Raw genomic sequence first — 25,574 nt, forward strand, 5'->3', positions numbered from 1 at the left:
TGAGACAGCGTGAGCGAGGCGCGGGAACTGCAGCAAGGCCCTCTGGAAGAACGGCATCGTGAACTGGGCGCCACCTTCGCCGAGTTCGGGGGCTGGTCGATGCCGGTCTCGTATGCCGGGACCGTCGGCGAACACAACGCGACCCGTGCCGCGGTCGGCTTGTTCGACGTCAGCCATCTCGGGAAGGCGCTGGTGCGCGGTCCCGGCGCGGCGCGGTTCGTCAACTCCGCGCTGACCAACGACCTGACCCGGGTCGGTCCGGGCAAGGCGCAATACACGTTGTGCTGCAACGAATCCGGCGGCGTCATCGACGACCTGATCGCCTATTACGTCGACGACGACGAGATCTTCCTGGTACCCAACGCCGCGAACACCGCCGCCGTCGTCGACGCGCTGCAGGCCGCCGCGCCCGCGGAGCTGACGATCACCAACCTGCATCGCGACTACGCGGTGCTCGCCGTGCAGGGACCGAAGTCCTCGGACGTGCTGGCTGCGCTCGGTTTGCCGACCGACATGGACTACATGGGCTACGCGGACTCGTCGTATTCCGGTGTGCCGGTACGGGTTTGCCGCACCGGATACACCGGCGAACACGGCTACGAACTGCTGCCGCCGTGGGAGTCCGCGGGGGTCGTGTTCGACGCCCTGGTGGCCGCGGTCTCCGACGCCGGTGGCCAGCCGGCGGGTCTGGGCGCCCGCGACACGCTGCGTACCGAGATGGGCTATCCGCTGCACGGACACGAGCTGTCGCCCGACATCTCGCCGCTGCAGGCGCGGTGCGGGTGGGCGATCGGCTGGAAGAAGGACGCCTTCTTCGGCCGCGACGCGATGCTGGCCGAGAAGCAGGCAGGTCCGCGACGGCTGCTACGCGGGCTGAAGATGCTCGGCCGCGGCGTGCTGCGCCCCGGGCTCAACGTGCTCGACGGCGGGTCGACGATCGGGACCACCACGTCGGGAACGTTCTCGCCGACCTTGCAGCGCGGCATCGCGCTGGCGCTGATCGACACCGACGCCGGGGTGCAGGACGGCGGCCAGGTCACCGTCGACGTCCGCGGCCGAGCGGTCGACTGCGAGGTGGTGCGGCCACCGTTCGTCGAGCTGAAAACGCGGTAGCCGGGGCGATTCGCGTGCCGAAAATGCGTTGGCGCACGGTTATACAATCGGCCCCATGACCGCCGCCCCCCTCGAGTTCACGGTTGCGCGCGCGGCCAACCCGGCCACCGAGACCGAGCGGGCGGCGATCCTGGCCGACCCCGGTTTCGGCCGGTACCACACCGACCACATGGTTTCGATCGACTACGTCGAGGGTCGGGGCTGGCACAACGCCCGCGTGCTCGGCTACGGCCCGATCGAGCTGGATCCGTCGGCGATCGTGCTGCACTACGCGCAGGAAGTGTTCGAAGGACTCAAGGCCTACCGCTGGACCGACGGCTCCGTGGTCTCCTTCCGGCCCGACGCCAACGCCGCCCGGTTGCGCTCGTCGGCGCGGCGGCTGGCGATCCCGGAACTGCCCGAACAGTTCTTCATCGAATCGCTGTGCCAGCTCATCGCGGTCGACAACGACTGGGTGCCCAAGGCCGGCGGCGAAGAGGCGCTGTACCTGCGGCCGTTCATCATCGCGACCGAGCCCGGCCTCGGGGTGCGCCCGGCCAAGGAGTACCGCTATCTGCTGATCGCTTCACCCGCCGGCGCCTACTTCAAGGGCGGCATCAGCCCGGTCACCGTCTGGATTTCCACGGAGTACGTGCGGGCCAGCCCGGGCGGTACAGGTGCGGCCAAGTTCGGCGGCAACTACGCCGCCTCGTTGCTGGCGCAGGCCGAGGCCGCCGAACACGGCTGCGACCAGGTGGTGTGGCTGGACGGCGTGGAACGCCGCTACGTCGAGGAGATGGGCGGGATGAACCTGTTCTTCGTGCTCGGCAAGGGCGGCTCGGCGCGACTGGTCACCCCCGAACTGTCGGGTTCGCTGCTGCCCGGCATCACGCGAGACTCGTTGCTGCAGTTGGCTCTTGACGCCGGTTTCGCGGTCGAGGAACGCAAGATCGACGTCGACGAATGGGAGAAGAAGGCAGCGTCCGGTGAGATCACCGAGGTGTTCGCGTGCGGCACCGCCGCCGTCATCACCCCGGTGGCGCAGGTCAAGTACGGCGAGGACGAGTTCACCATCGCCGACGGCACGCCGGGCGAGGTCACGATGGCCCTGCGCGACACGTTGACGGGGATCCAGCGGGGCACCTTCGCCGACACCCACGGCTGGATGGCGCGGCTCGATTAGGGGCGAGCAGACGCAGAATCGCATTCCGCGGGTCTCCCGCGTGCGATTCTGCGTCTGCTCGCGCTCAGAAGGCGACCAGCGTCACCGCGGTGACCGTCGTGGTCACTTCGATAGCGGCGCCCAGCACGTCACCGGTGATGCCGCCGAACCGCCGCACGCAATGCGCGACGAACAACGCCCCGCACCCGACCGCCAGCAGCACCGCCACCGGCCCCTGCCAGGGCCGCGCCCCCACCGGGACCGCGGCGATCAGCAGAACCAGCAGCCAATCCAGCACCACCCAGACCGGCTGGGTGCCCGCGACCTGCACACCCAACGCGCTGCCCTCGGCCGCGGGCACCGAGCGCCGGCACGCCAACACCGCGGTGCATCGACCGGCGAAGACGGCCAGGACAATCGCTCCCGCGCCCAGCGCGCATAAAGCAAAGCCCTGCAACCCCATGACCATGACCACCGCCGCCACCCCGAACGGCCCCGTCGACCCGTCGCGCATCACCGCGAGCGCACGCTGCGGCTCGCCGTAGCAACCCAGCCCGTCAGCCGTGTCGGCGACACCGTCGACGTGCAGGCCCCGCGTCGCCAACAGCAGGACCCCGACGGCGAGCCACCCGGACAACGGGCTGGCCGAACCGAACGCAGCGGCCCCGGCCCAGGCCACCGCCGCCGCCAATCCGCCCAGCGCCACACCGACCACCGGTAGCGCCGTCATCGCCCCGCGACCCATTGCCGCGGCCTGTGACCCCGGGACCGGCAGCACCGTTCCGAACGCGAAAGCCGTTGCCACCGAACGGATCACGATGTAGGTCCGGTGACTCCCGCGTCGGTGAACGTCGCCATCGAGGACAGCGCCGCCACCGCGGCCCGCAGCACCGTCAACGCCACCGCGGCGCCGGTACCCTCACCCAGCCGCATGCGCAGGTCGAGGATCGGCTCCAGTTCCAGCGCCGTCAGGGCCAGCGTGTGACCCGGTTCGGTGGACCGGTGCCCGGCCTGCCACCATTGCCGGGCGCCGGGCGCCAACCGCTCGGCCACCAGCGCCGCGGCCGTCACCGCCATGCCGTCCAGCAGCACCGGCGTGCGCCGGATCGCGGCCTGCGCGCAGAAGCCGGCCATCGCCGCGAAATCCGCACCGCCGCAACGGCGCAACAATCCGACCGGATCCTCGGAGCGGGCCCGGAACAGGGCGTCGCGCACGGCCGCGGTCTTGCGGGACCAGGCGGCGTCGTCGATACCGGTGCCGGTGCCCACCACCGCGACCGGCTCGGTGTTGGTCAGCGCCGCCACCAGCACCGCGGCCGGGGTGGTGTTGCCGATGCCCATGTCGCCCGCGATCAGCAGATCGGCGCCGGCGTCCACCTCGTCGTCGGCGATCTGCTGACCGGACGCGATCGCCCGGTCGACCTCCTGCTGGGTCAGGGCGTCCTCGACGGCGATGTCGCCGCTGCCGCGGCGCACCTTGTCGCTGACCTGATTCGTCAGGCCCAGCACGTCGTCGCAGTCCACCGCCATATCGACGATCCGCACGGTCGCGCCGGCGACCTGCGCCAGCGCGTTGATGGCGGCCCCGCCGGCTTCGATGTTGGAGACCATCTGGGCGGTCACCTCCGGCGGATAGGCCGAGACCCCCGACCGCGCCACGCCGTGATCCCCGGCGAACACCACCACCCGGGCCCGCTCGAATTGCCTTGGCGGACAGGCGCCTTGGCAGGACGCCACCCAGACCGAGAGCTCCTCCAACCGTCCCAGCGCGCCCCGCGGCTTGGTCAGGGTGTCCTGGCGGACGCGGGCGGCCGCCGCGGCGCCCGGGTCGGGCGGTGACACCGGCGCGAACCCGATCACACCGGCGCCTTGACCGTCAGCGCCTGTCCGGCCACCACCAGCACCACCCGCTCACACAGCGCCGCGGTGCGCTGGTTGAGGGTGCCCAGCTCGTCGGCGAACCGGCGGCCGGACGCGCTGGCCGGGACCACCGTCAACCCCACCTCCGGGCTCACCAGCACCAGTGTCGAGGCGAACGTGCCGACCGCGCACAGCAACTCGTCGAGTGGCGCGTTCACCGATCCGCCGTCCCAGCCGTGGCGGTCCAGGGTGCTGGTCAACCAGGTACCCAGGTCGTCGACCAGAGTCGGAGTAGTGGGGGACTGACGCAACGCGCCGGCCAGATCGCCGGTTTCCACCGTCGTCCAATGAGCGGGGCGACGATCGCGGTGGTCGGCGACGCGCCGCGACCACTCCGGATCGGACCCGTCGACCGGACCCGCCGCCAGATAGCGGACCGCCTCGCCAGGTGCCAGTGCTTCGGCGATGGCTTCCTCCGCCCACCGGGACTTGCCCGATCTGATGCCGCCGAGTACCAGCGTGCGCACCGGGAGTCAGTCGGCTTTCGGGCGGCTGCCGCGCTCGACCTGGGGCCGGGGCATCCGCATGCGCCGCATCTGCGAGGCCCGCCCGGCCGCGTAAATACCGAGCTTCCAATGGCTTTCGGTGTTGTCCGGGAATTTCGCGTCGACCAGCTTGCCGACCTTGCGGCCCAACACGATCCCGTCGATCATCATCAACGCCATCAGCAGCAACATCGCCGGCGACATGTAGTACTGCAACTGCGGCACGGCGAACATGACGGCCAACAGGAACAGCGCCGACGGCATGAACAGGCCGAGCACGTTGCGTCGGGCGTCCACCACGTCGCGGACGTAGCGGCGGACCGGCCCCTGGTCGCGCGGCAGCAGGTAGGCCTCCTCACCGGCCTTCATGCGTTCCTGACGCTCGGTCATCCGGGCTCGGCGGGCGTCCCGTTCGGCGCGGCGCTCCTCGCGGCTGAGTTTCGGGCCGGCCAGCGACTTGCGCCGCGCGCGCGCCTCGGCGGCGGTCATCGGCGCGGGCGCGACCGGACCCTTGCGGCCCTGCCGCCGAGCCTCGTCGCGCTTGGGCGTCGGCCGTCCCTTGGGGCCGGTGGTGCGTGACGCGCGAGACGGCGCCTGGGCCGAACCGGCTTCCTGCTCGGTCGAGTCCGGCGTGTCCTCACCTTCGGCCCCGCTTTTTCCGGAGCCTCTATTGCGGCCCAACAACTTCACGACCGCCAGGTTACTTCGCCGCGCCCGGCCCGCTGAATGCGCCTGTTATGCCTGCGGCGGCGGGCGGGTTAGACCTACGCTGCCAGTAATGAACGGCTCGCAGGCGTCGGATGATGCTGCCGGTGACTTCGGGCCCGGCCGCCTCCAGCTGCCCGCCATGCGGGTGTTGGTGGCCCCCGATTGCTACGGGGACAGTCTGTCCGCGGTGGAAGCGGCCGCCGCCATCGCCACCGGCTGGACACGCTCACGTCCGGGCGACTCGTTCATCGTCGCCCCGCAATCCGACGGGGGGCCGGGCTTTGTCGAAGTATTGACCAGCCGGATGGGCGGACTGCGTCGACTGCGGGTGTGTGGCCCGTTGGACACCGACGTCGTCGCCGACTGGGTGTTCGAGGAACGCTCGGCGACCGCCTATCTGGAATGCGCGCAGGCTTGCGGGCTGGCTCTACTGGACGGTCCCCCCACGCCGGAGACCGCGATGACCGCCCACAGCAAGGGCGTCGGCCAACTGATCGCCGCCGCGCTGCAGTCCGGCGCCCGGCGGATCGTGGTCGGTTTGGGCGGCAGTGCCTGCACCGACGGCGGCCAGGGCATGGTCGACGAACTCGGCGGGCTGGACCTGGCGCGCAAACGGTTGGCCGGTGTCGAGCTGATCGCCGCGTCGGACGTCGAATACCCGCTGCTGGGCCCGTGGGGTGCGGCCCGCGTGTTCGCCCCCCAGAAGGGGGCCGACACGGCGACCGTCGCCAGGTTGGAGGTACGGCTGGAGGCCTGGGCGCTGGTATTGGACACCGTCGCCGGACGCGACGTGAGCGCGGAGCCCGGCGCGGGTGCCGCCGGCGGTATCGGGGCCGGACTGCTCGCGCTGGGCGGTCGCTGCGAGTCCGGGGCGGCCATTGTGGCCGAACTCACCCATTTCGCCGACGACCTCGAAGACGCCGACATGATCGTCACCGGCGAGGGGCATTTCGACGAGCAGTCCCTGCACGGCAAGGTCGTCGGGGAGATCGCGGCCGCCGCCCGCCCGCTGGGCATACCGGTGATCGTGCTGGCCGGGCAGGTGTCGGTGGACAAGGCCACCACCCGCGTGTCGGGCATCATGTCGGCCCTGGCGATGTCCGAATACGCAGGTTCGGTGCGGTTGGCACTGGCCGACGCGGCGAATCAACTGATGGGATTGGCGTCCGAGGTGGCCGCGCGACTCGGGAATAGCGGCCCGCCGGGGTACCGTTGAACCAGTGGGTTTTCACCCGAACAGTCCCCCGGACATCGAGCGGGAGAGCCGGGCGGAATCCACCCGACATATCAGGCATGTAGGAGAAGCAATGACGGTGCAGAACGAGCCGACCGCCACGGCCCACGGGGTGATCCTGACGGACGCCGCCGCCGCCAAGGCGAAATCCCTGCTGGATCAGGAGGGACGCGACGACCTGGCGCTGCGTATCGCGGTGCAGCCGGGCGGGTGTGCGGGCCTTCGTTACAACCTGTTCTTCGACGACCGGACGCTGGATGGCGACCTGACCGTTGAGTTCGGCGGGGTGACCCTGACGGTGGACCGGATGAGCGCGCCCTATGTGCAGGGCGCCTCGATCGACTTCGTCGACACCATCGAGAAGCAGGGTTTCACCATCGACAACCCGAACGCCACGGGTTCGTGCGCGTGCGGCGACTCGTTCAACTGAGCTAGTACTGCCCTCCGGTGCGCAGCACGTAGGAGCACACCAGGATCTGACCGCGCTGGAAGAGCAGCTGCGCGATGCCTTGCACCTCTTTGCGCGCCGGTCCTCCGGTGCTGGGTGTCGCGTTCATGCTGAACAACGCCTGAGCCTGGTACTGCGACAGGTAGACGATCTTGTCGATCGAGGTGACTTCCACCTCGGCGAACTGCTTGCGGAACGCGTCGCTGCTGAGCTTGGCCAGCGCCTGGTCGGAGCGCTTGTCCTTGACCGCGTCGTAGATGCCGCACATCGCGTTGCGGACGATGACGTCGGTGTCTTTGTGCGCCAGGGCGTTGAGGTAGGTCTGGATGACCGACTTGGCGGACGCCTCGGAGAACGTGGTCCTGGTGTTGGACCCGTTGGTGCGGACCCCGTAGACGATGGCCGTGGTCAGGCCCGCTATCAGTGCGATCGTCAGCAGGATGCCCAGCAGTAGCCGGCGACGCCGTCGTTCCGGGTAGGGGACCGGTGCCGGCGGCCCGGGATGATAAGGCGCCGGTCCGCCCCCGTCGGGCGGGAAGTCGAGGGTTTCAGGCTGGTTGGGGCCGGTCTCGGGGTACGGCTGGCTCTGCTGAGGTCCTTGGTCGCCGACCGGGAGGTTCGGCGGGTGCGGACCGGCCATCGTTGTTCTCCTACGCTGTGGGGTGAGAGGAATGAGCGGGTTGCCGTCCGAGTCCGGAGTCCGGCAACCGGGTGAGTTCTCTAGGCAGGCTAGCGCAACGGCTGCGGGCAGCAGCGTTGGTTGTCCGGCCGGCGTTCATGAGAGGCTAGACGACCTTAGAAACGAAGGGCGGAGATTTAGTGACCATCGCGGTAACCGGTTCCATTGCCACCGACCATTTGATGCGGTTTCCCGGTCGGTTTTCCGAGCAGTTGCTGCCAGAACACCTGAGCAAGGTGTCGCTGAGCTTCCTGGTCGACGACCTGGTGGTGCATCGCGGGGGAGTGGCCGGAAACATCGCCTTCGCCATCGGCGTGCTCGGGGGCAGCGCCGCGCTGGTCGGTGCGGCCGGCAACGACTTCGCCGACTACCGGGACTGGCTGCAGTCGCACGGCGTGAACTGCGACAACGTGCTCATCTCCAACACCGCCCACACCGCGCGGTTCGTCTGCACCACCGACACCGAGATGGCCCAGATCGCGTCGTTCTACCCCGGAGCGATGTCGGAGGCCCGCGACATCAAGCTGGCCGAGGTGGTGCAGAGCATCGGCACCCCCGAGTTGGTGATCATCGGCGCCAACGACCCGGCGGCGATGGTCGTGCACACCGACGAGTGCCGCAAGCTGGGGCTGGCGTTCGCCGCGGACCCGTCGCAGCAGCTGGCCCGGCTCTCGGGCGAGGAGATCAAGCAGCTCATCGACGGTGCAGCGATCCTGTTCACCAACGACTACGAATGGGATCTGCTGCTGTCCAAGACCGGTTGGTCGGAGGCCGACGTGATGGCGCAGGTCGATCTGCGGGTGACGACGCTGGGCGCCAAGGGTGTCGACATCGTCGAACGCGACGGCACGTCGCTGCACGTCGGGGTGGTGCCCGAGACCAGCCGCACCGACCCCACCGGCGTCGGCGACGCCTTCCGCGCCGGGTTCCTGACCGGCCGCAGTGCGGGACTGAGCCTGGAACGGTCGGCGCAGCTCGGTTCGCTGGTCGCGGTGCTGGTACTGGAATCGACCGGAACCCAGAACTGGGAGTGGGACCGGTCGATCGCGGCCGCGAGGCTGACCAGCGCTTTCGGCGACGAGGCGGCCTCCGAGATCGCCGCGGTGCTCGCCTGAGTCGTTACCCCGCGAGGAGACGCAAAAGCGCCCATTTCTCGCCGAAAATGGGTGCTTTTGTGTCTGTTCGCGCTCAGAGCTCGACCGGGTAGACCGGTTCGCTGATCTGGGGCACCACGCTGTGCTCGACGAAGATCGCGTGCCACAGCATGAAGATCAGCAGCGTCCACAGTCGTCGGCTGTGGTCGGCGGCGCCGAGACGGTGCTCGTCGAGCATGCGACGCACCGCGGCGACGTCGATCAGGTGGCCGGCCTGCGACGACTCGACCATCTCGTAGGCCCATTCCAGCAGTTCACCGGCGCGCAGCCAGTGCCGGATGGGCACCGGAAAGCCCAATTTGGGCCGGTGCAGCACGTGCGCGGGCACGATCGGATCCAGCGCGCGCCGCAACGCGTACTTGGTGGTGGTGCGGGTGATCTTGGCCTGATAGGGCAGCCGCGACGCGACGGCGAACACCTCGGGATCCAGGAACGGCACCCGCAACTCCAGCGAGTTGGCCATCGTCATCTTGTCGGCCTTGACCAGGATGTCGCCGCGCAGCCAGGTGAACAGGTCGAGGTGCTGCATCCGGGCCACCGGATCCCAGCCGACCGACTCGGCATAGATCGGGGCGGTGACGTCGGTGTGGGTCCACTCCGCCCGAAATCCGGGCAGCACGTCGCGCAACTGCGCGTCGGAGAAGCTGCGGGCGTTGCCGTAGTAGCGCTCTTCGAGGGTCAACGAGCCACGGTGCAACAGGCTCTTGCCGCGCATGCCTTCCGGCAGCGGCTTGGACACCCGGCCCATGGACCTACGCAGCGGCCGGGGCAGATAGTCGAAAGGCTTGAGCGACAACGGTTCCCGATAGATCGTGTAACCACCGAACAGCTCGTCGGCGCCCTCCCCGGACAACACCACCTTGACGTGTTTGCGGGCCTCGCGGGCGACGAAGAACAGCGGGACCAACGCCGGGTCGGCGACCGGCTCGTCGAGGTACCAGACGATTTCGGGCAACGCACCGACGAACTCCTCGGCGCTGACCACCTTGGCGATGTGCCGCGCGCCGATCGCCTCCGCCGAAGCCACCGCCACGTCGAGTTCGGAGAAGCCCTCGCGCTCGAAACCGGTGGTGAAGGTGATCAGCCGCGGGTTGTGCCGGATCGCCAGCGCCGCGATTGCCGTGGAGTCGATGCCGCCGGACAGGAACGACCCGACCGTGACGTCGGCGCGCATGTGCTTGGCCACCGAATCCTCGAGCACCGCGGTGATCTCGTCGTAGCGGGCCTGCTCGGTGTCCGACGTGATCGGCACCGCCCCGAAGCGCGGCGCGAAGTAGCGGGTGACGTCCGGTTCGGCGCCGGGGCGGATGACGGCATAGCAACCCGATTCGAGCCGGCGCACCCCACGGTGCAGCGTCTCGGGCTCCGGCACGTACTGCAGCACGGTGTAGTGCTGCACCGCGCGCTCGTCGATCCCAGAACCCGCAGCGTCGAAGCCGACCAATTCCGCCAGGTCCAGTAAGCACTTCTTCTCGCTGGCCACCGCGGTGCCGCCGGTGCCGGTCGCCATGAACAGCGGTTTGATGCCGAACGGGTCGCGGGCGCAGAACAGCTCCCGGGTGACGGTGTCCCACAGGGCGAACGCGAACATGCCGCGCAGGCGGGTGAGCACCTCGGCGCCCCAGAAGTGGAATCCGGCGACGATCGCCTCCCCGTCGCCGTCGGTGGTGAATACGTCGCCGTGTTCCGCGCGCAGTTCCTCACGCAGTTCCAGGTAGTTGTAGATCTCGCCGTTGAAGACCAGCACGTAGCGACCCGGCGCGTCCGGCGGCCCCCAGCGCAGTGGCTGATGGGAATGGGCGATGTCGATGATGGACAGCCGGTTGAACCCGAAGATCACCGAACCGTCGGCGTCCGGGTCCGCCCAGGTGCCGGATTCGTCCGGACCGCGGTGCCGCATCAGGTGCGATGCGCCGCCGATCGCGTCGTCGGCCCGGTCGATGTGCGCCGGGTCAGCCGCACCCGTAGCGCCTGGTTGACCGGCCGGAGCGGCGACGAAGGCCAGCAGTCCACACACGGCGCCCCAGTATGCCGCACGCGGCCGATACCTGCGCGATGCCGCTGCCCGGGCCCCGTCCGGCGGGTCGGGGTGACCAGGCAGTCGCCTGCCGGGTGGGCGTGGTCTACGCTGCGTAGTATTCGACATCCGAGTGAGCCGAGTCGGCTGACAGGCCGGTCGGCCCAGCTTGTGATACAGGAGGCGCCAACGTGACACGTCGCGGGCTCGACCGTTCGCAAAGCCTGTCGCAGTGCAGTTCTGGACGCGCTGGCGGTTTGGCCCGCCGTCTGCGTCCGGTGTTGCTGGTCGCGACTCTGGGTCTGCTGGCGTTCACCCTCAGTGGCTGCACCTGGCAGGACGCGCTGGCGCTCGGCTGGCCCGAGGGCATCACCCCCCAGGCCCACGCCAACAGGCAACTGTGGATCGGCGCGGTGATCGCTTCTTTCGTCGTCGGGATCATCGTGTGGGGCCTGATCTTCTGGGCTTCGGCCTTCCACCGGCACAAGAAGACCGACACCGAGCTACCTCGGCAGTTCGGCTACAACATGCCGTTGGAGCTGGTGCTCACCGTCACGCCGTTCCTGATCATCTCGGTGCTGTTCTACTTCACGGTTGTGGTGCAGGAGAAGATGACCCACCTGGCCGACGACCCCGAGGTCGTGATCGACATCACCGGTTTCCAGTGGAACTGGAAGTTCGGCTACCAGAGCGTCAACTTCAAGGACAAGACCTTCAAGTACGACGGTCTCGACGAGGCGAAGAAGCGGGCGATGACGTCCAAACCGGAGGGTAAGGACAGGCACGGTGAGGAGCTCGTCGGACCGGTCCACGGACTCAACACCGAGGACCGCACCTATCTGAACTTCGACAAGGTCGAGATCCTGGGGACCAGCACCGAGATCCCGGTCCTGGTGCTGCCGGCCCACAAGCGCATCGAATTCCAACAGGCTTCGGCCGATGTGATCCACGCCTGGTGGGTGCCGGAGTTCCTGTTCAAGCGCGACGTGATGCCCAACCCGGTCGCGAACAACAGCGTCAACCGGTTCCAGGTCGACGAGATCGTCCGGACCGGCGCGTTCGTCGGTCACTGCGCGGAGATGTGCGGCACCTACCACGCGATGATGAACTTCGAGATCCGCGTGGTCGAGCCCAACGACTTCGTGGCCTTCCTGCAGCAGCGCATCGCCGGTAAGACCAACGCCGAGGCTCTGCAGGCGATCAACCAGCCGCCGCTGGCGATCAAGACCCGTCCGTTCGACACCCGCCGCGGCGAATTGGCCCCGAGCCCAAGAGGTTAGGACAACTCATGCACATCGAAGCCAGGCTGTTCGAGTTCGTCGCCGCGTTCTTCGTGGTGGTGACGATCCTCTACGGAGTGCTGACCGCCATCTTCGCCGTCGGCGGTGTGGAGTGGGCCGGTACGACCGCGTTGGCGCTGACGGGCGGGCTGGCGTTGATCGTCGCCACCTTCTTCCGGTTCGTCGCGCGTCGTCTGGACACCCGGCCCGAGGACTACGAGGGCGCCGAGATCAGCGACGGGGCAGGGGAATTGGGTTTCTTCAGCCCGCACAGCTGGTGGCCGATCATGATCGCGCTGTCCGGGTCCGTCACGGCCACCGGAATGGCCTTGTGGTTGCCCTGGCTGATCGTCGCGGGCGTGGTGTTCATCCTCGCCTCGGTAGCCGGACTGGTCTTCGAGTACTACGTTGGTCCCGAAAAGCACTGAGCGCTGCCCAGAAGGTCACAATCAGGGCATCAGTTGATCGGTGCCAGTTTGCCGCGGCGGCTGTGTCCCAACCGGTTGGGTAGGGTTTCCGAGGCACCATGAGAAATCACCGAGCGCGTGTGCGCGGATCCAGTCGCCCAGTCACGCGCGCCGGTCGGGTAGTTGGACAGGGTAGGCAGACATGAGCGGGCCGTATCCGCCGGGATGGGAACCTGACGAATCCGACCGTGCCGGTGAGCCCACCGATCTGGACTCCGGTGGCGACGCACTCGACTACGAACTGTCAGACCCAGACCACGGTGACGGGCCGGATTCGCTTGATGCCGTGGACGTTCCAGCAGACCCCGCAGAAACCGACACCCACTCCCGGGCGTACTCGGCGCCGGAGTCCGAGCAATTCCTCAGCGGCCCGTACATCCCGGCCGATCTGGCGCTCTACGACTACGACAGTTACGACGCCTTCGACCGTGACGAGGACTCCGCTCCGCGCTGGCCCTGGGTGGTCGGCGTCGCGGCGATCGTGGCCGCGATCGCGCTGGTCACGTCGGTGTCACTGCTCGTGACGCATTCCGATTCCCGCCAACTCGCCAACCCCGATACCACCACTTCGTCGTCGACATCGCCGGTGCAGGACGAGATCACCACCACCAAGCCGCCGCCGTCGTCCTCCGAGCCGCCGCCACCGCCGCCGTCGTCGTCGGAGCCGCCACCGCCGCCGCCGCCATCGTCGTCCGAGCCGCCGCCACCACCGCCACCTTCGGCCACTGCGCCGCCGCCGTCACCTTCGGCCACTGCGCCGCCGCCTGCGGCACCCAGCCCGAGCGCGGCGGCCCCGCCTCCGGCGCCGACCACGACCCTGACCGGTCCGCGACAGGTCACCTATTCGGTGACCGGCAGCAAGGCTCCGGGCGACATCATCTCGGTCACCTACGTCGACTCCTCCGGCCGGCGCCGGACCCAGCACAACGTCTATATCCCGTGGTCGATGACGGTCACGCCGATCTCGCAATCCGATGTCGGTTCGCTGGAGGCCTCCAGTCTGTTCCACGTCAGCAAACTGAACTGTTCGATCATCACTAGCGATGGGACGGTATTGTCCGCCAACACCAACGACTCACCGCAGACGAGCTGCTGAATGGTCGGCAGATATTCCGCGTACCGGCGCGGGCCGGATCCGGTGGTCAATCCTGACATCATCGACCGCGTCATGATCGGTGCCTGCGCCGCGATCTGGCTGGTCTTGGTGGGCGTCAGCGTGGCAGCCGCCGTCGCCTTGACGGACCTGGGCCGGGGGTTCCACAAAATGGCGCGGAGCCCCCACACCACGTGGGTGCTGTATGCGGTCATCATCGTCTCCGCGCTGGTCATCGCGGGCGCCATCCCGGTGTTGCTGCGGGCCCGGCGGACGACGCAGGCCGAGCCGGTGGTCCGGTCGAGGGCGCTGCAGGGGCGTGGGCCCGCCAGGCAGCCGGTCCGGGTGGGCGGACGCCCCGGCTCGCGCGCGTTGGCCGAGCCGACGCGCCGGGACGCGGTGAAAGCCTATGGGGGCGTTGACGAGTGGTCCGGTGAGGCCGTCGACCGGCTCTGGTTACGCGGCACGCTCGCCCTGACCAGTGCCATCGGCGCCGCACTGACCGGCGTCGCGTTGGCGACCTACCTGATGGCCGCGGGACACGAAGGGCCTTCGTGGGTCAGCTACACGTTTGCCGGACTGATCGCCGCGGGCATGCCGGCGATCGAATGGGCCTACGTGCGACAGCTGCGTAGCGGGCAAGCCGGCCACTAGGCCACTAGCGGCGCGTCACCGCCGCCGGCCACTAGCGGCGCGTCACCGCCGCCGGCCACTGGCGGCGCGTCACCGCCGCCGGACCGGTCCCGCTGATCGTGCCTCTAGTGGTGCTCGCCGTTGGAAGAACCGTTACCGGAGCCGTTGATGCCTTCCTGGTGCTCCCGCAGCGCCGTGAGGACACGGTGTTCGGCAGCGTGGCTCGCCTCCCGCAGCGCCGAGTCCTCCGTCGTCGGGTCCGCGCGCAGGAAACTGCCGCTTCCGGGTGTGCCGGCCGAGCCCAGCTTGTTCATCTTCTTGGGCAGCGGGGCACCCTGGTACTCCAACGGCAGCGGGTGGCCGTGGTCGTCGACGGGGCCCAGTGGCTGATGCAACTCGATGTAGGCGCCGTGGGGCAACCGCTTGATGATGCCGGTCTCCACGCCGTGCTCGAGCACCTCGCGGTCGCTGCGCTGCAGGCCGACCGCCCAGCGGTAGGCGACGAAGTAGACCAGCGGCGGCAGGATCACCATGCCGATGCGGGCGATCCACGTGGTCGCGTTCAGCGAGATGTGGAACTTGAACGCGATGATGTCGTTCATGGCCGCCAGCGTCAGCACCATGTAGAAGGCGATCGCCATGGAGCCGACGGCGGTGCGCACCGGTGCGTCCCGCGGTCGCACCAGCAGGTTGTGGTGCTCGTAATCCCCGGTGAAGCGCTTCTCCAGGAACGGGTAAATGGTCAGCAGCACGAAGATCAGGCCCATGATCAACGCCACCCACACCGAAGCCGGAATGGTGTGGTGGAAGAAGTAGAACTCCCATGGCGGCCAGATACGGGCCAGGCCTTCGGTCCACATCATGTAGAAGTCCGGCTGCGAACCGGCGGAGACCTGAGATGGCTTGTAGGGTCCGAGGTTCCAGATCGGGTTGATCGTCAGCAGCCCGCCCATCAGACCGAGCACGCCGACGATGGCGGCGAAGTACGCACCGGACTTCACGGCGAACACCGGCATGACCCGGACGCCGACGACGTTGTGCTCGGTGCGGCCGGGACCGGGGAACTGGGTGTGCTTCTGGAACCACACCAACGCCATGTGGACACCGATCAGGGCCAGGATGATCCCCGGCAGCAGCAGGATGTGCAGGGCATACAGCCGCGGGATCAGGATGGTGCCGGGGAAGTCGCCGCCGAACAGGGCCCAGTGCAGCCAGGTCCCGATCACCGGCATGCCCAGCGTGATCGAGGAGAGCGCCGCCCGCAGACCGATCCCGGAGAGCAGGTCGTCGGGTAACGAGTAGCCGAAATAACCCTCGAACATGGCCAGGATCAGCAGCAGCGAACCGATGACCCAGTTGGCCTCGCGCGGCCTGCGGTATGCGGCGGTGAAGAAGATGCGCGCCAGGTGCACCATGATCGCCGCCGCGAAGATCAGCGCGGCCCAGTGGTGGACCTGGCGGACGAACAGGCCCCCGCGGACCTCGAAGGAGATGTGCAGCGCCGACTCGTAGGCGCGCGACATCTCCACGCCGCGCAGCGGCTGGTAGACGCCGTTGTAGGTGACCTCGGCCATGGACGGGTCGAAGAACAGCGTCAGGTACACGCCGGTGATCAGCAGCACGATGAAGCTGTACAGGGCGATCTCGCCGAGCAGGAACGACCAGTGGGTCGGGAACACCTTGTTGAGCTGACGACGCACCGCGGCCGACGGGTGGTAGCGAGTGTCGACCGCGTCGCCCTGGCCGGCCAGGACGTCACCGATTTTCGGAGGGCTCAGTTTAGGACTCATGAGGTTGTGCGCTCCCAGAATGCCGGTCCTACGGGTTCGACGAAGTCGCCGTTGGCGACGAGATACCCGTTCTTGTCGATTGTGATCGGCAGCTGCGCCAGTGCACGGGCCGCGGGACCGAAGATCGGCTTGGCGAAGTGCAGGGCGTCGAACTGCGACTGATGGCACGGGCACAAGATGCGGTAGGACTGCTGCTCGTACAGCGAGGCCGGGCAGCCCAGGTGCGAGCAGACCTTCGTGTAGGCGAAGAACTCCCCGAAGTTGAAGCTTTCCTGACCCTTGCGCTTGACCACCCGGTCCACGTCGCTGGGTTTGATCCGGATGAGCATCACCGGGTTACGGATGCCCATGGCGATTTCCGACAGTTTCTCGTGCGATTCCACCGTGGTTCCGTCGCCGTCGGATTCGCGCCAGGGGAAGACGGTCTCCATCCCGCCGGCGTCGATGTCCTCGGGACGCATCTTCACGAACGGCGGGCCGTCGTGGGCGCCCGTGGCCCGGGCCAGGAAGATGGTCTCGCCCTTGAACCGTGGTGTCCAGCCCGACGTCCACAGTTCCGCCTTCATGCCCTCGGCGGTGGGAACGACCGGCTTCCACGGGTTCTTGATCAGGCCGCCGGCAAACGCGACCAGGGTGCCCAGACCGAACGCGCCCAGGCCGATGCCGAACGAAAGTCCGATCAGCTTGCGGCGTCCGACCGTCGACCCTTCATAGGCGTCGGCCAGGTTCGCCACCACCGTCTTGCGGTCGATCTCGCGGGATGCTCCGTCGTGGCGGTCCTGGATCGTGATCTCTTGTGGGATAAACCGTTTCTGGTACAGGACCGCGCCGATGGCGATCGCCAGAATGGAGCCGCCGAACGTCAGCCCATAGAGCGGGGTGGCCAGCGAGTACCAGAAGTTGCCCGGTGTCCCGCTCGGTTTGTACTCCCACGGCCAGAACAGGAAAACCACCAGCAGGGCAAGCCCCAGTCCACCGCCCAGCAAAAGCCAGCGTGCCACCGAGCGCTCCGCGCGCTTCTCGGCTTTGGTGCCCTCAACGGGCCAGCGGGACTCTTTGTAGACGATCTGGACGCCGTCCATCTCGCTGCCCAGGTCCAGCAGTTCCTGCCGCGACATGTTGGCCAGCGCGCCGTCGTCCGGCTCCTTGCGACCCAGGTGGGTGTCGGTGTCGGTGTCCGAGCTGGCCTTGCGGCCGGCGTCGTGCGTCACGTCAGAACCCTCGCTCACGTCCGTGCCCCAATCCACAGTGCCAGCCCGATAGCAGCGACCATGCCGATGATCCAAGCGGCCATGCCCTCGGGTGCGGGTCCGAACCCGCCCAGTCCGTAGCCGCCCGGCGACGGCTCCTCAGCCGTGGTCCGCACGTAGGCGATGATGTCCTTCTTCGCTTCCAGCGACAGCTGCCGGTCGGAGAACTTCGGCATGTTCTGCGGACCGGTCAGCATGGCGGTGAGGATCTGCTGCTCGTTGGCCGGTCCCAGGTCCGGCGCGTATTTCCCGGACGACAGCGCGCCGCCCTTGCCGGTGAAGTTGTGGCACGACGCGCAGTTCAGCCGGAAGAGGTCGCCGCCGCGGCCGAGGTCGGTGCCGCGCAGCGACTCCATCTGCAGGCTGCCGTCGGGGTTGCGCAGCACGGTCGGGCCGCCACCCCTGGCTTGCACGTAGGCGCCGATCGCGTCGATCTGGTGTTCGTCGAAGACCGGTTCCTTGCGCTGTGCCTGCGCCTCACCGCGCATCGCCGGCATGCGTCCGGTCGACACCTGGAAATAGATGGCCGCCTCGCCGACACCGATCAGGCTGGGGCCGTGGTCGGGCACCCCCTGCAGGTTGGCGCCGTGGCAGGACACGCAGGACGTCTCGAAGAGCTGCTTGCCGGTCCGCTGCAGCGCCGAGCCCGATTCGTCGGCCACGGCCACCTGCGGTGTCGGCGTCAGCACCGCTGCCAGGCCACCGGCGATGGTCAGCGCGATCAGCAGCAACAGGCCGCCGGACAGGCGACGGCGCAGACGCCGGCGGGACCGGGCCTTACGCTCACCGCTACCAGATCGGGTAGACCCCAATTTCCTCAACCGACACTCCTCTTTTGCTGGATTCGGAGCCGCGGGCTCATCGGATGAAATAAATGACCGCGAACAGCGCGATCCACACGATGTCGACGAAGTGCCAGTAGTACGAGACGACGATGCTGGCGGTCGCCTGAGCCGGGGTGAACTTACTCATCCTGGTGCGGATCAGCAGGAAGATGAACGCGATCAGACCGCCGGTGACGTGCAGGCCGTGAAACCCGGTCGCCAGGTAGAAGACGCTGCCGTAGGCGCTGCCGGGGATGGTGGTGCCGTGTTGAACCAGGTGAACGTACTCGTAGGCCTGGCCCAGGATGAAGAACAACCCCATCCCGAAGGTGAGTAGATACCAGCGGCGCAGCCCGAAGACGTCGCCCCGTTCCGCGGCGAACACACCCATCTGGCAGGTGAACGACGAAGCGATCAGTACCAGCGTCACCGGCACCGCCTGATACAGGTTCAGCTCGGTCGGCGGCGGCGGCCAGTTCCCGGCTGCCTGCGCTCGCGCCGTGAAGTAGAACGCGAACAGGCCAGCAAAGAACATGAGCTCGCTGGAAAGCCACACTATGGTGCCAACACTGACCATATTCGGCCGATTCAGCGAATGCACTCGCGACGTAATCGCAGTACCCGAGGTCCCTACAGCACTCGTCACATCCGCAAGTATGACGCTTTGTAGTTGTCGAGCACTACCCGGGTGACATTTTTCGCGTAATTCGGCGTGGCGGCGGTTGGGTGGCGGTCGGGTACGCGTGGGACCATCGGCGCGTGGCTGCGTCGTCTGAGGCTGTTCCGTCCGGGGGTCTTCCCGGTGCGGCACCGTCCTGGCCGCGGGTGCTGGGGCGTCTGACCGAGCGGCAGAATCTGACGCGGGGGGATGCCGCCTGGGCCATGGACCAGATCATGGGCGGAGACGCGCAGCCGGCTCAGATCGCGGCGTTCGCGGTGGCGCTGAAGATGAAGGGTCCCACGGCCGACGAAGTCAGCGAGTTGGCCGGTGTCATGCTCGACCACGCCCGCCCCATGCCTGTCGACGCGCTGCCCGAGGACGCGGTGGATGTCGTCGGTACCGGAGGTGACGGGTTCAACACCGTCAACCTGTCCACCATGGCCTCGATCGTGGTGGCGGCGGCCGGCGTCCCCGTCGTCAAACACGGCAACCGCGCGGCCTCGTCGCTGTCCGGCGGCGCCGACACGCTGGAAGCTCTCGGGGTGCGCATCGACCTGGAACCCGAACAGGTCGCCCGCAGCCTTCAAGAGCTGGGGATCGGGTTCTGCTTCGCGCCGCAGTTTCATCCCTCCTACCGGCACGCGTCAGCGGTGCGTCGCGAAATCGGAGTACCCACGGTTTTCAATCTCCTTGGGCCGCTTACCAATCCGGCCCGGCCGCGGGCCGGCCTGATCGGTTGCGCGTTCGCCGACCTGGCCGAGGTGATGGCCGGGGTGTTTGCCGCCCGCCGGTCGAGTGTGTTGGTGGTGCACGGCGACGACGGGCTCGACGAACTGACCACCACCACGACGAGCACCATCTGGCGGGTGCAGGCGGGCACCGTGGACAAGCTGAAGTTCGATCCCGCGGGGTTCGGTTTCGCCCGCGCCGACATCGACGAGCTGCGCGGTGGCGACGCTCAGGTCAACGCCGCCGAGGTGCGGGCCGTGCTGGCCGGGGAGAAAGGTCCGGTGCGCGACGCCGTCGTGCTCAACGCGGCGGGGGCACTGGTGGCCCACGCGGGGTTATCCAGCCGCGCTGAATGGTTGCCGGCGTGGGAAGACGGGTTGCGCCGCGCCGCCGACACGATCGACAGCGGGGCGGCCGAACAGTTGCTCGCGCGTTGGGTGCGGTTCGGTCAGCAGGTGTGAATCGGCCTGCTCACCGGCCAGCCGCGCCGAGCGGGCCGTGGCCGCCCACGCCGCCCAAGCGCCCGCCGCCCGCAGTGGCGACGCCCAACCGTCACCGCTGATTCGCACGATCCGCACTCCCGGCGTGGCCAGCCACCGGGCGATCAGTGCGGTCTCTTCGACCAGCGCGCCGCCGAGCGGTGCCGGCGCCGGCAGGACCGCCTGGGCGCCGGCGACAAGGGTCTCGACGACGGGCATCGGCGGCACACCGCGCGCGGCAGTCCCCGCCGCGGCCAGTTGGCCGTGCCGGATGACGGCCAGCTGGTAGCCGTCCTTGCCGTCGGGGCCGTCCGGCTTGGCGACGATCAACTCGGGCAGCGCGGTCAGGGCCCGCAGCCGCTGGCCTCGCCACAGCACCTCGACGGCGGTGGCGATGTGGTCGCGCAGGCGGGCCGCGCTCTCGTAATGATGCCGTTCTGCCAGCGCGGTGACCGCCGCCGCAGCCGCGGCCAGCGGGGTGTTGTCGGTGCCCTCGATCAACCCCGTGGCACGGCGTACCGCCTCGGCGTAGTGCTCGGGACCCACGTCCCGGGCTGCCGGGCACGGCGATATCTCGACTTCGGCACACGCCGGACCGTGCCGGGCCGACCGGGCCAGCCTTTTGGTGCAGGTCCGTACCCCGGTGAACCGGGCAAGCAGGGCGGCGGTGTCCGCGGCCTCGGTGCGGGACCGGAACGGTCCGACGGCGCGGTCATGCCCGGGGTTGCGGACCACCGAGAACCGCGGGAACGCCTCGTCGGTGAGCACCAGCCACCACCAGCGGTGCGGGAACCGCGACCGGCGGTTGTAGGGCGGGGCGTGAGCGACCAGCAACCGGAGCTCACGCACGCCGGCTTCCAGCGCGTGCGCGCACTCCACGTGGTCGATCGCGCCGGCCAGGGCGACCATCTCCTTCATCCGGCCTCGCGGATCGGCGCCGTTGAAGTATTGGCTGACGCGACGTCGCAGGTCGACGGCGGTGCCGATGTAAAGCACCTCCGACGCCGGTCCGCGGAACAGGTAGACACCGGGGCGGCGCGGCAGTCCGTCGGCCAGCACCCGCTTGCGCCGCTGAGCGGGCGTGACGTCGGGCAGATACGAGCGCAGTTCGGTGTAGGTGTGGATGCCCTGGTTGCCGACCCGTTCGATGAGCGCGTGCAGGACGTCCACGGTGGCGCGGGCGTCGTCGAGGGCGCGGTGAGTGGGCTGGGTTGCCACCGCGAACAGCCGGGCCAACTCCGCCAGTCGCACGCTGGGGGCTTCCTCGCGGCTCAGCACCCGCCGCGCCAACCGCACCGTGCACAGCACCTTGGGGCGAGGCCAGTTCAGCTGACAGCGCTCGGCGGCGGCGCGCAGGAACCCGATGTCGAAACCGGCGTTGTGGGCCACCAGCACCGAGTCGGCGGCGAACTCGAAGAACATCGGCAGCACCGCGTCGATGGGCGGGGCGTCGCACACCATTGCCGTGGTGATCCCGGTCAGCTGGACGATCTGCGGCGGGATGCTGCGCTGCGGGTCGACCAGGGTGGCGAACTCACCCAGCACGACGCCGCCGCGCACCTTGACCGCGCCTATCTCGGTGATCGCGTCGGGTACGACGCCGGGGTGCCCGACCGCGCGCCCGCCCGTGGTCTCCAGGTCGACCACCACAAAGGTGGTCTCACGCAGCGAAGGCTCTTCGCCGGCGTCCCACCCGTCCAGTCCGGCGAAGCTGAGTTGACTCCCACCGGTAGCACTCATGGGCGTGACGTTAAGCAGGGGCACCGACACCGTCGGCGTTGCCACGCCGAACGTTGTTGTCGGTGCCGACCGTTACCGTGCGGATCAGCTCGATTTATGGATGCGAGCTCGGACGAAAGGACTCAGATGGCACTCAGCAGCGGAGCTGAAAGGGAGCGCCGTACCGTCGACGCCGGGGCGCTCCGGCCCGGGGAGTCGGTGGTCATCGACTGCGACGATTGCGCCGTGCGCGGGCCGGGGTGTCGCGAGTGCGTGGTCAGCGTGTTGCTCGGCGTGCCCGAAACCCTTTCCTACGACGAGCAAGTCGCGTTGCAGGCGCTCGCCGAGGTGGGATTGGCGCCGCGGTTGCGGCTGGTCCCGATCCGGCGCGGACGTGAGCCCGGGGTCGCGTGAGGCTCGTGTATGGTCGACGACGGCAAGATCCCTGCACCACATAGAAATGACAGAAATCTTCCTAATTTCTTAAGCCCTCCCTTTGGACAAACGCCGATATCGTTTCGTAACCTGTTTGAGACCTAAACCCGCTCGACGCATTGGCGTCGATGGCAGTTTAAGGAAGCAAATCTTGAGGCTCGACTTTTGGCATTCGACTGTGCGCGTCATCAAGAGGTCTGCCCTCGGTTCGTTAGCGAGCTTCGTCGTGTTGTCCGGCATTTCGGCCGCGGGTGTGATGGCCGATCCCGCCGAGGACGCGCTGGCAAAACTCAACGAGCTGTCCCGGCAGGCTGAGCAGACCACCGAGGCGATGCACAGCGCACAACTCGACTTGAACGACAAGTTGGGCGCCTTGCAGGCCGCGGAGCGGAAGCTGGCTGACGACCAGGCCGCCGCGGACGCCGCGAAGGCGCGATTGGCCTCGTTCCAGACCGCGGTCAACAAGGTTGCCGCAGCCGCCTACATGGGTGGTCGCACCGACGGGCTGGACGCCATGCTGACCGCGGAGTCGCCGCAGCTGCTGATCGACGGTCTGGCCGTGCAGCGGGTGATGGCGCGTCAAATGTCAACTCAGATGGCCAATTTCAAGGCCGCTGGCGAGCAGGCCGCCAAGGCTGAGCAGGTGTCTGCGAAATCGGCGGCCGACGCCAAGGCCGCCGCCGAGCAGGCCGCCGCGGTGCGGGCCAACCTGCAGCACAAGCAGAGCCAGTTGCAGGTGCAGATCGCCGTCGTGAAGTCCCAATACATGGCGTTGACGCCCGAACAGCGCACCGCCATGGCCAATCCCGGACCGGCGCCGGAGGGTGTGCCGGGTGCGCCGGCCCCCGAGGCGTTGCCGCCCGGCGCGCCGCCCGCGCCAGACGGTGCGCCGGCTCCCGGTCAGGTGCCGCCGCCCGGCGGTTTCACCGGAGCGCCGTTCACCGAACCCGGTGGCGGTGGCGGGGACCGTGCGGTGGTCGTGCAGGCCGCCTTGACCCAGATCGGATCGCCGTACGTGTGGGGTGGCGCTGCGCCCGGCGGATTCGACTGCTCCGGGCTGGTCATGTGGGCGTTCCAGCAGGCGGGCATCTCGCTGCCGCACTCGAGTCAGGCGCTGGCACACGGCGGCCAGCCGGTGTCGCTCGGCGAGCTGCAACCCGGTGACGTGCTGACGTTCTACTCCGACGCATCGCACGCCGGCATCTACATCGGCGACGGGATGATGGTGCATTCCTCCACCTTCGGCCAGCCGGTTCGGGTGGTGCCGATGAACTCCTCCGGCCCGATCTACGACGCCCGCCGCTACTGAGATTCGCGTGGCAGTGCCGCGCCTGCTGCTGGCAGGCGTACTGCTCGCTGAGTTGATAGCGGCGCTCGTCCTCCCGGTTCATCCGATGACGGCCACGCACGATCGCGTGGTGCGGGCGGTCAACCTCGGCGGACCTGACGCGGACCGTCTGCTGTCGCGGGTGTCGGTGCACATGCGTTCCGCGGTGGATGCAGTCGTGGACTTCTGGGGTGCCGATTGGCCACCCGAGATCCCGGTGGTGACCACCGGTTCGGACGAGCAGTTCCGAGTCGCGGCCGGCGGCGGTCCGGCCGCACAGTGGACGGACATCGCGGCGGTGACGGTGGCCGATCGTGTCGACCCGGCGCACCGCACGGTGGCCAACGCCCGGATCGTGTTCGCCCCTGGCGCAGCCGGCATGAGCGACAGCGCACTGCGAATTGTGCTGTCCCACGAGCTGTTTCATTACGCGGCGCGGGCCGACACCGCGCTGGACGCCCCACGCTGGCTGACCGAAGGGGTGGCCGACTACGTCGCCCGACCCCAGCCCGCGGTGCCGGCCGGCTCTGCCACGTCATTGCCGTCAGACGACGATCTGGACGCCCCCGGCCCGCTGCGCTCGCTGGCATACGACCGGTCCTGGTGGTTCGCGCGATTCGTCGCCGATACCTATGGGGCCTTGAAACTGCGCGAACTGTACGTGGCGGCGTGCGGTGTCGGGCACGCGGATGTGCCCGGCGCCGTCCGCGCGGTCCTCGGCCTGGATCTGCCCGGCGTGCTGACGCACTGGCAGCAGTGGATGGCCAGTCGCGCCTGATCCGCGCCGCTACCGGGTCGCGCGTGCCTGCCGCGCTAACGTGACGTGGTGAGCCGGGTCTTGCTGGTAACCAACGACTTTCCCCCGCGACGTGGCGGCATCCAGTCGTATCTGGGGGAATTCGTGGACCGCCTGGTCGACTCCGGTTCGCACACCATCACGGTGTATGCGCCAAAGTGGAAGGGCGCCGGGGAGTTTGACGAAGCCGCGGGCTACCGGGTGGTGCGCCATCCCACCACACTGATGCTGCCGGTCCCGACGGTGGACATGCGGATGCGCCGGCTGATTGCCGAGCACGACATCGACACAGTCTGGTTCGGTGCTGCCGCGCCACTGGCGTTGTTGGCGCCGCGGGCCCGCCAGGCCGGGGTGGCGAGGGTGCTGGCCAGTACCCACGGTCACGAAGTGGGGTGGTCGATGCTGCCGGTCGCGCGGTCGGTGCTGCGCCGGATCGGTGACGGGACCGATGTGGTGACCTTCGTCAGTCGTTACACCAGATCCAGGTTCGCGCCCGCCTTCGGGCCGGGGGCCTCGCTGGAATACCTGCCACCCGGGGTGGACAGCGACTGGTTCCGGCCGGATCCGGCTGCCCGCGCCGAATTGCGCGCGCGGTATCGGCTGGGTGATCGGCCGACGGTGGTGTGCGTGTCGCGGCTGGTGCCGCGCAAGGGCCAGGACATGCTGATCCGTGCATTGCCGTCGATCCGGCGCCGGGTCGACGGTGCCGCTCTGGTGATCGTCGGCGGCGGTCCGTACCTGGAGACGCTGCGCAAGCTGGCCCGGGAGAACGGCGTGGCCGACGACGTGACGTTCACCGGTGGCATCCCTGGCGACGCCCTGCCCGCCCATCATGCGATGGCCGACGTGTTCGCGATGCCGTGCCGGACCCGCGGAGCGGGGATGGACGTGGAGGGTTTGGGCATCGTCTTCCTCGAGGCGTCGGCGACGGGGGTGCCGGTGGTCGCCGGCGACTCCGGTGGCGCGCCGGAAACGGTGCAGCACAACGAGACTGGATTGGTGGTGGATGGAAACTCGGTGAACCAGATCGCCGAAGCGATCGCCGGGTTGCTGACCGACCGCGACCGGGCGGCGGCGATGGGCGCCGCCGGCCGGGAGTGGGTGACGGCACAGTGGCGCTGGGACACGCTGGCCGCGCGCCTCGCCGACCTGCTGCGTTAGGCGTGCCGAGCAGTTAGGTGTGCCGAGCAGT

At 68.6% G+C, this 25,574-nt stretch carries 24 protein-coding genes and 1 pseudogene; 14 read left to right on the plus strand and 11 right to left on the minus strand.

All coding sequences use genetic code 11. From position 1 onward, the window contains the following. The first annotated feature begins 9 nt into the window (after positions 1–9). Both gcvT and AC5Y47_RS18655 read left to right on the plus strand, forming a co-directional pair. Positions 10–1,113, plus strand: a complete 1,104-nt coding sequence (gene gcvT / locus AC5Y47_RS18650) for a glycine cleavage system aminomethyltransferase GcvT (RefSeq protein ID WP_499945722.1) — start codon at positions 10–12, stop codon at positions 1,111–1,113. Positions 1,114–1,168: 55 nt separating this feature from the next. After that, on the plus strand, positions 1,169–2,275 hold the full coding sequence (locus tag AC5Y47_RS18655; RefSeq protein ID WP_499945724.1) for a branched-chain amino acid aminotransferase: 1,107 nt from the start codon (positions 1,169–1,171) through the stop codon (positions 2,273–2,275). 64 nt (positions 2,276–2,339) lie between these two features. Here the strand turns inward: AC5Y47_RS18655 and AC5Y47_RS18660 are convergent, their stop codons facing one another. The 4 genes from AC5Y47_RS18660 to AC5Y47_RS18675 are packed head-to-tail and all read right to left on the minus strand — an operon-like array spanning position 2,340 to position 5,349. Beyond that, a complete protein-coding gene (locus AC5Y47_RS18660; RefSeq protein ID WP_499945725.1) occupies positions 2,340–3,071 on the minus strand; it encodes an adenosylcobinamide-GDP ribazoletransferase in 732 nt (243 codons plus the stop codon). Beyond that, complete coding sequence (gene cobT / locus AC5Y47_RS18665) at positions 3,068–4,114, minus strand: nicotinate-nucleotide--dimethylbenzimidazole phosphoribosyltransferase (protein ID WP_499945726.1); 1,047 nt, start codon at positions 4,112–4,114, stop codon at positions 3,068–3,070. The genes AC5Y47_RS18660 and cobT overlap by 4 nt, the downstream gene beginning before the upstream one ends. Then, positions 4,111–4,641, minus strand: coding sequence for a bifunctional adenosylcobinamide kinase/adenosylcobinamide-phosphate guanylyltransferase (locus tag AC5Y47_RS18670; protein WP_499945727.1), 531 nt, complete (start codon positions 4,639–4,641; stop codon positions 4,111–4,113). Before AC5Y47_RS18670 ends, cobT begins: the two co-directional genes overlap by 4 nt. 6 nt (positions 4,642–4,647) lie before the next feature. After that, entirely contained in the window at positions 4,648–5,349 is a 702-nt protein-coding gene (locus tag AC5Y47_RS18675) for a DUF3043 domain-containing protein (RefSeq protein ID WP_499945729.1), read from the minus strand. 157 nt (positions 5,350–5,506) lie between these two features. Between AC5Y47_RS18675 and AC5Y47_RS18680 the strand changes: the two genes are divergently transcribed. Then, positions 5,507–6,583, plus strand: a complete 1,077-nt coding sequence (locus AC5Y47_RS18680) for a glycerate kinase family protein (protein ID WP_499945758.1) — start codon at positions 5,507–5,509, stop codon at positions 6,581–6,583. A gap of 91 nt (positions 6,584–6,674) precedes the next feature. Beyond that, a complete protein-coding gene (locus AC5Y47_RS18685; protein WP_499945730.1) occupies positions 6,675–7,031 on the plus strand; it encodes a HesB/IscA family protein in 357 nt (118 codons plus the stop codon). Between the two features lies 1 nt (position 7,032). Here the strand turns inward: AC5Y47_RS18685 and AC5Y47_RS18690 are convergent, their stop codons facing one another. After that, a complete protein-coding gene (locus AC5Y47_RS18690; protein ID WP_499945731.1) occupies positions 7,033–7,689 on the minus strand; it encodes an Rv0361 family membrane protein in 657 nt (218 codons plus the stop codon). Positions 7,690–7,868: 179 nt separating this feature from the next. Between AC5Y47_RS18690 and AC5Y47_RS18695 the strand changes: the two genes are divergently transcribed. Beyond that, the gene (locus tag AC5Y47_RS18695; RefSeq protein ID WP_499945733.1) at positions 7,869–8,843 is read left to right on the plus strand and encodes a carbohydrate kinase family protein; all 975 of its coding nucleotides are present in this window, start codon (positions 7,869–7,871) and stop codon (positions 8,841–8,843) included. Between the two features lie 73 nt (positions 8,844–8,916). Here AC5Y47_RS18695 and asnB read toward each other — a convergent pair whose 3' ends face one another. Next, on the minus strand, positions 8,917–10,899 hold the full coding sequence (gene asnB / locus AC5Y47_RS18700; protein WP_499945734.1) for an asparagine synthase (glutamine-hydrolyzing): 1,983 nt from the start codon (positions 10,897–10,899) through the stop codon (positions 8,917–8,919). A 191-nt stretch (positions 10,900–11,090) separates the two neighbouring features. Between asnB and ctaC the strand changes: the two genes are divergently transcribed. From ctaC to AC5Y47_RS18720, 4 genes are all read left to right on the plus strand, one after another. Then, positions 11,091–12,179: an aa3-type cytochrome oxidase subunit II gene (gene ctaC, locus AC5Y47_RS18705; RefSeq protein WP_499945736.1), complete on the plus strand. Its 1,089-nt coding sequence runs from the start codon at positions 11,091–11,093 to the stop codon at positions 12,177–12,179. 8 nt (positions 12,180–12,187) lie between these two features. Next, a complete protein-coding gene (locus AC5Y47_RS18710; protein ID WP_499945737.1) occupies positions 12,188–12,607 on the plus strand; it encodes a cytochrome c oxidase subunit 4 in 420 nt (139 codons plus the stop codon). Between the two features lie 181 nt (positions 12,608–12,788). After that, the gene (locus AC5Y47_RS18715) at positions 12,789–13,742 is read left to right on the plus strand and encodes an MmpS family transport accessory protein (RefSeq protein ID WP_499945739.1); all 954 of its coding nucleotides are present in this window, start codon (positions 12,789–12,791) and stop codon (positions 13,740–13,742) included. Then, positions 13,743–14,393: a DUF2561 family protein gene (locus AC5Y47_RS18720; protein WP_499945741.1), complete on the plus strand. Its 651-nt coding sequence runs from the start codon at positions 13,743–13,745 to the stop codon at positions 14,391–14,393. Between the two features lie 104 nt (positions 14,394–14,497). On the opposite strand, the gene qcrB is transcribed toward AC5Y47_RS18720, so the two are convergent. The 4 genes from qcrB to ctaE form a co-directional block, all read right to left on the minus strand. Further along, on the minus strand, positions 14,498–16,162 hold the full coding sequence (qcrB, locus tag AC5Y47_RS18725) for a cytochrome bc1 complex cytochrome b subunit (RefSeq protein ID WP_499945742.1): 1,665 nt from the start codon (positions 16,160–16,162) through the stop codon (positions 14,498–14,500). Continuing rightward, positions 16,159–17,319: a cytochrome bc1 complex Rieske iron-sulfur subunit gene (gene qcrA, locus AC5Y47_RS18730; RefSeq protein WP_499945759.1), complete on the minus strand. Its 1,161-nt coding sequence runs from the start codon at positions 17,317–17,319 to the stop codon at positions 16,159–16,161. The genes qcrB and qcrA overlap by 4 nt, the downstream gene beginning before the upstream one ends. A gap of 68 nt (positions 17,320–17,387) precedes the next feature. Beyond that, entirely contained in the window at positions 17,388–18,233 is an 846-nt protein-coding gene (qcrC, locus tag AC5Y47_RS18735; protein ID WP_499945744.1) for a cytochrome bc1 complex diheme cytochrome c subunit, read from the minus strand. Between the two features lie 37 nt (positions 18,234–18,270). Continuing rightward, complete coding sequence (ctaE, locus tag AC5Y47_RS18740; RefSeq protein WP_499945745.1) at positions 18,271–18,882, minus strand: aa3-type cytochrome oxidase subunit III; 612 nt, start codon at positions 18,880–18,882, stop codon at positions 18,271–18,273. A 113-nt stretch (positions 18,883–18,995) separates the two neighbouring features. Between ctaE and trpD the strand changes: the two genes are divergently transcribed. Beyond that, positions 18,996–20,087 carry an anthranilate phosphoribosyltransferase gene (gene trpD / locus AC5Y47_RS18745; protein ID WP_499945746.1) on the plus strand — a complete coding sequence of 364 codons (1,092 nt, stop codon included), beginning with the start codon at positions 18,996–18,998 and terminating at the stop codon, positions 20,085–20,087. Here trpD and AC5Y47_RS18750 read toward each other — a convergent pair. Continuing rightward, positions 20,025–21,845 (minus strand): annotated as a pseudogene (locus tag AC5Y47_RS18750) (DEDD exonuclease domain-containing protein); the annotation flags it as partial. The gene trpD and the pseudogene AC5Y47_RS18750 overlap by 63 nt on opposite strands. Positions 21,846–21,971: 126 nt before the next feature. On the opposite strand from AC5Y47_RS18750, the gene AC5Y47_RS18755 reads away from it, so the two are divergent. The 4 genes from AC5Y47_RS18755 to pimB all read left to right on the plus strand — a co-directional run bounded on the left by AC5Y47_RS18755 (position 21,972) and on the right by pimB (position 25,543). Continuing rightward, complete coding sequence (locus tag AC5Y47_RS18755; RefSeq protein WP_499945748.1) at positions 21,972–22,238, plus strand: hypothetical protein; 267 nt, start codon at positions 21,972–21,974, stop codon at positions 22,236–22,238. A gap of 172 nt (positions 22,239–22,410) precedes the next feature. Continuing rightward, complete coding sequence (gene ripC / locus AC5Y47_RS18760) at positions 22,411–23,568, plus strand: peptidoglycan hydrolase RipC (protein ID WP_499945749.1); 1,158 nt, start codon at positions 22,411–22,413, stop codon at positions 23,566–23,568. Between the two features lie 85 nt (positions 23,569–23,653). Then, positions 23,654–24,364 (plus strand): gluzincin family metallopeptidase, encoded by a 711-nt coding sequence (locus AC5Y47_RS18765; protein ID WP_499945760.1) that lies wholly within the window; start codon positions 23,654–23,656, stop codon positions 24,362–24,364. Between the two features lie 48 nt (positions 24,365–24,412). After that, positions 24,413–25,543, plus strand: a complete 1,131-nt coding sequence (gene pimB / locus AC5Y47_RS18770; protein ID WP_499945751.1) for a GDP-mannose-dependent alpha-(1-6)-phosphatidylinositol monomannoside mannosyltransferase — start codon at positions 24,413–24,415, stop codon at positions 25,541–25,543. Positions 25,544–25,574 lie beyond the last annotated feature (31 nt).

Source organism: Mycobacterium sp. NGS22, from assembly GCF_059813095.1.

Coding starts and splice junctions, on each gene's coding strand:
- AC5Y47_RS18690 (WP_499945731.1), bottom strand. CDS start 7,689: ATGGCCGGTCCGCACCCGCCGAACCTCCCGGTCGGCGACCAAGGACCT.
- AC5Y47_RS18685 (WP_499945730.1), top strand. CDS start 6,675: ATGACGGTGCAGAACGAGCCGACCGCCACGGCCCACGGGGTGATCCTG.
- AC5Y47_RS18720 (WP_499945741.1), top strand. CDS start 13,743: ATGGTCGGCAGATATTCCGCGTACCGGCGCGGGCCGGATCCGGTGGTC.
- AC5Y47_RS18655 (WP_499945724.1), top strand. CDS start 1,169: ATGACCGCCGCCCCCCTCGAGTTCACGGTTGCGCGCGCGGCCAACCCG.
- AC5Y47_RS18765 (WP_499945760.1), top strand. CDS start 23,654: ATGACGGCCACGCACGATCGCGTGGTGCGGGCGGTCAACCTCGGCGGA.
- AC5Y47_RS18715 (WP_499945739.1), top strand. CDS start 12,789: ATGAGCGGGCCGTATCCGCCGGGATGGGAACCTGACGAATCCGACCGT.
- AC5Y47_RS18680 (WP_499945758.1), top strand. CDS start 5,507: ATGCGGGTGTTGGTGGCCCCCGATTGCTACGGGGACAGTCTGTCCGCG.
- qcrB (WP_499945742.1), bottom strand. CDS start 16,162: ATGAGTCCTAAACTGAGCCCTCCGAAAATCGGTGACGTCCTGGCCGGC.
- AC5Y47_RS18755 (WP_499945748.1), top strand. CDS start 21,972: ATGGCACTCAGCAGCGGAGCTGAAAGGGAGCGCCGTACCGTCGACGCC.
- AC5Y47_RS18710 (WP_499945737.1), top strand. CDS start 12,188: ATGCACATCGAAGCCAGGCTGTTCGAGTTCGTCGCCGCGTTCTTCGTG.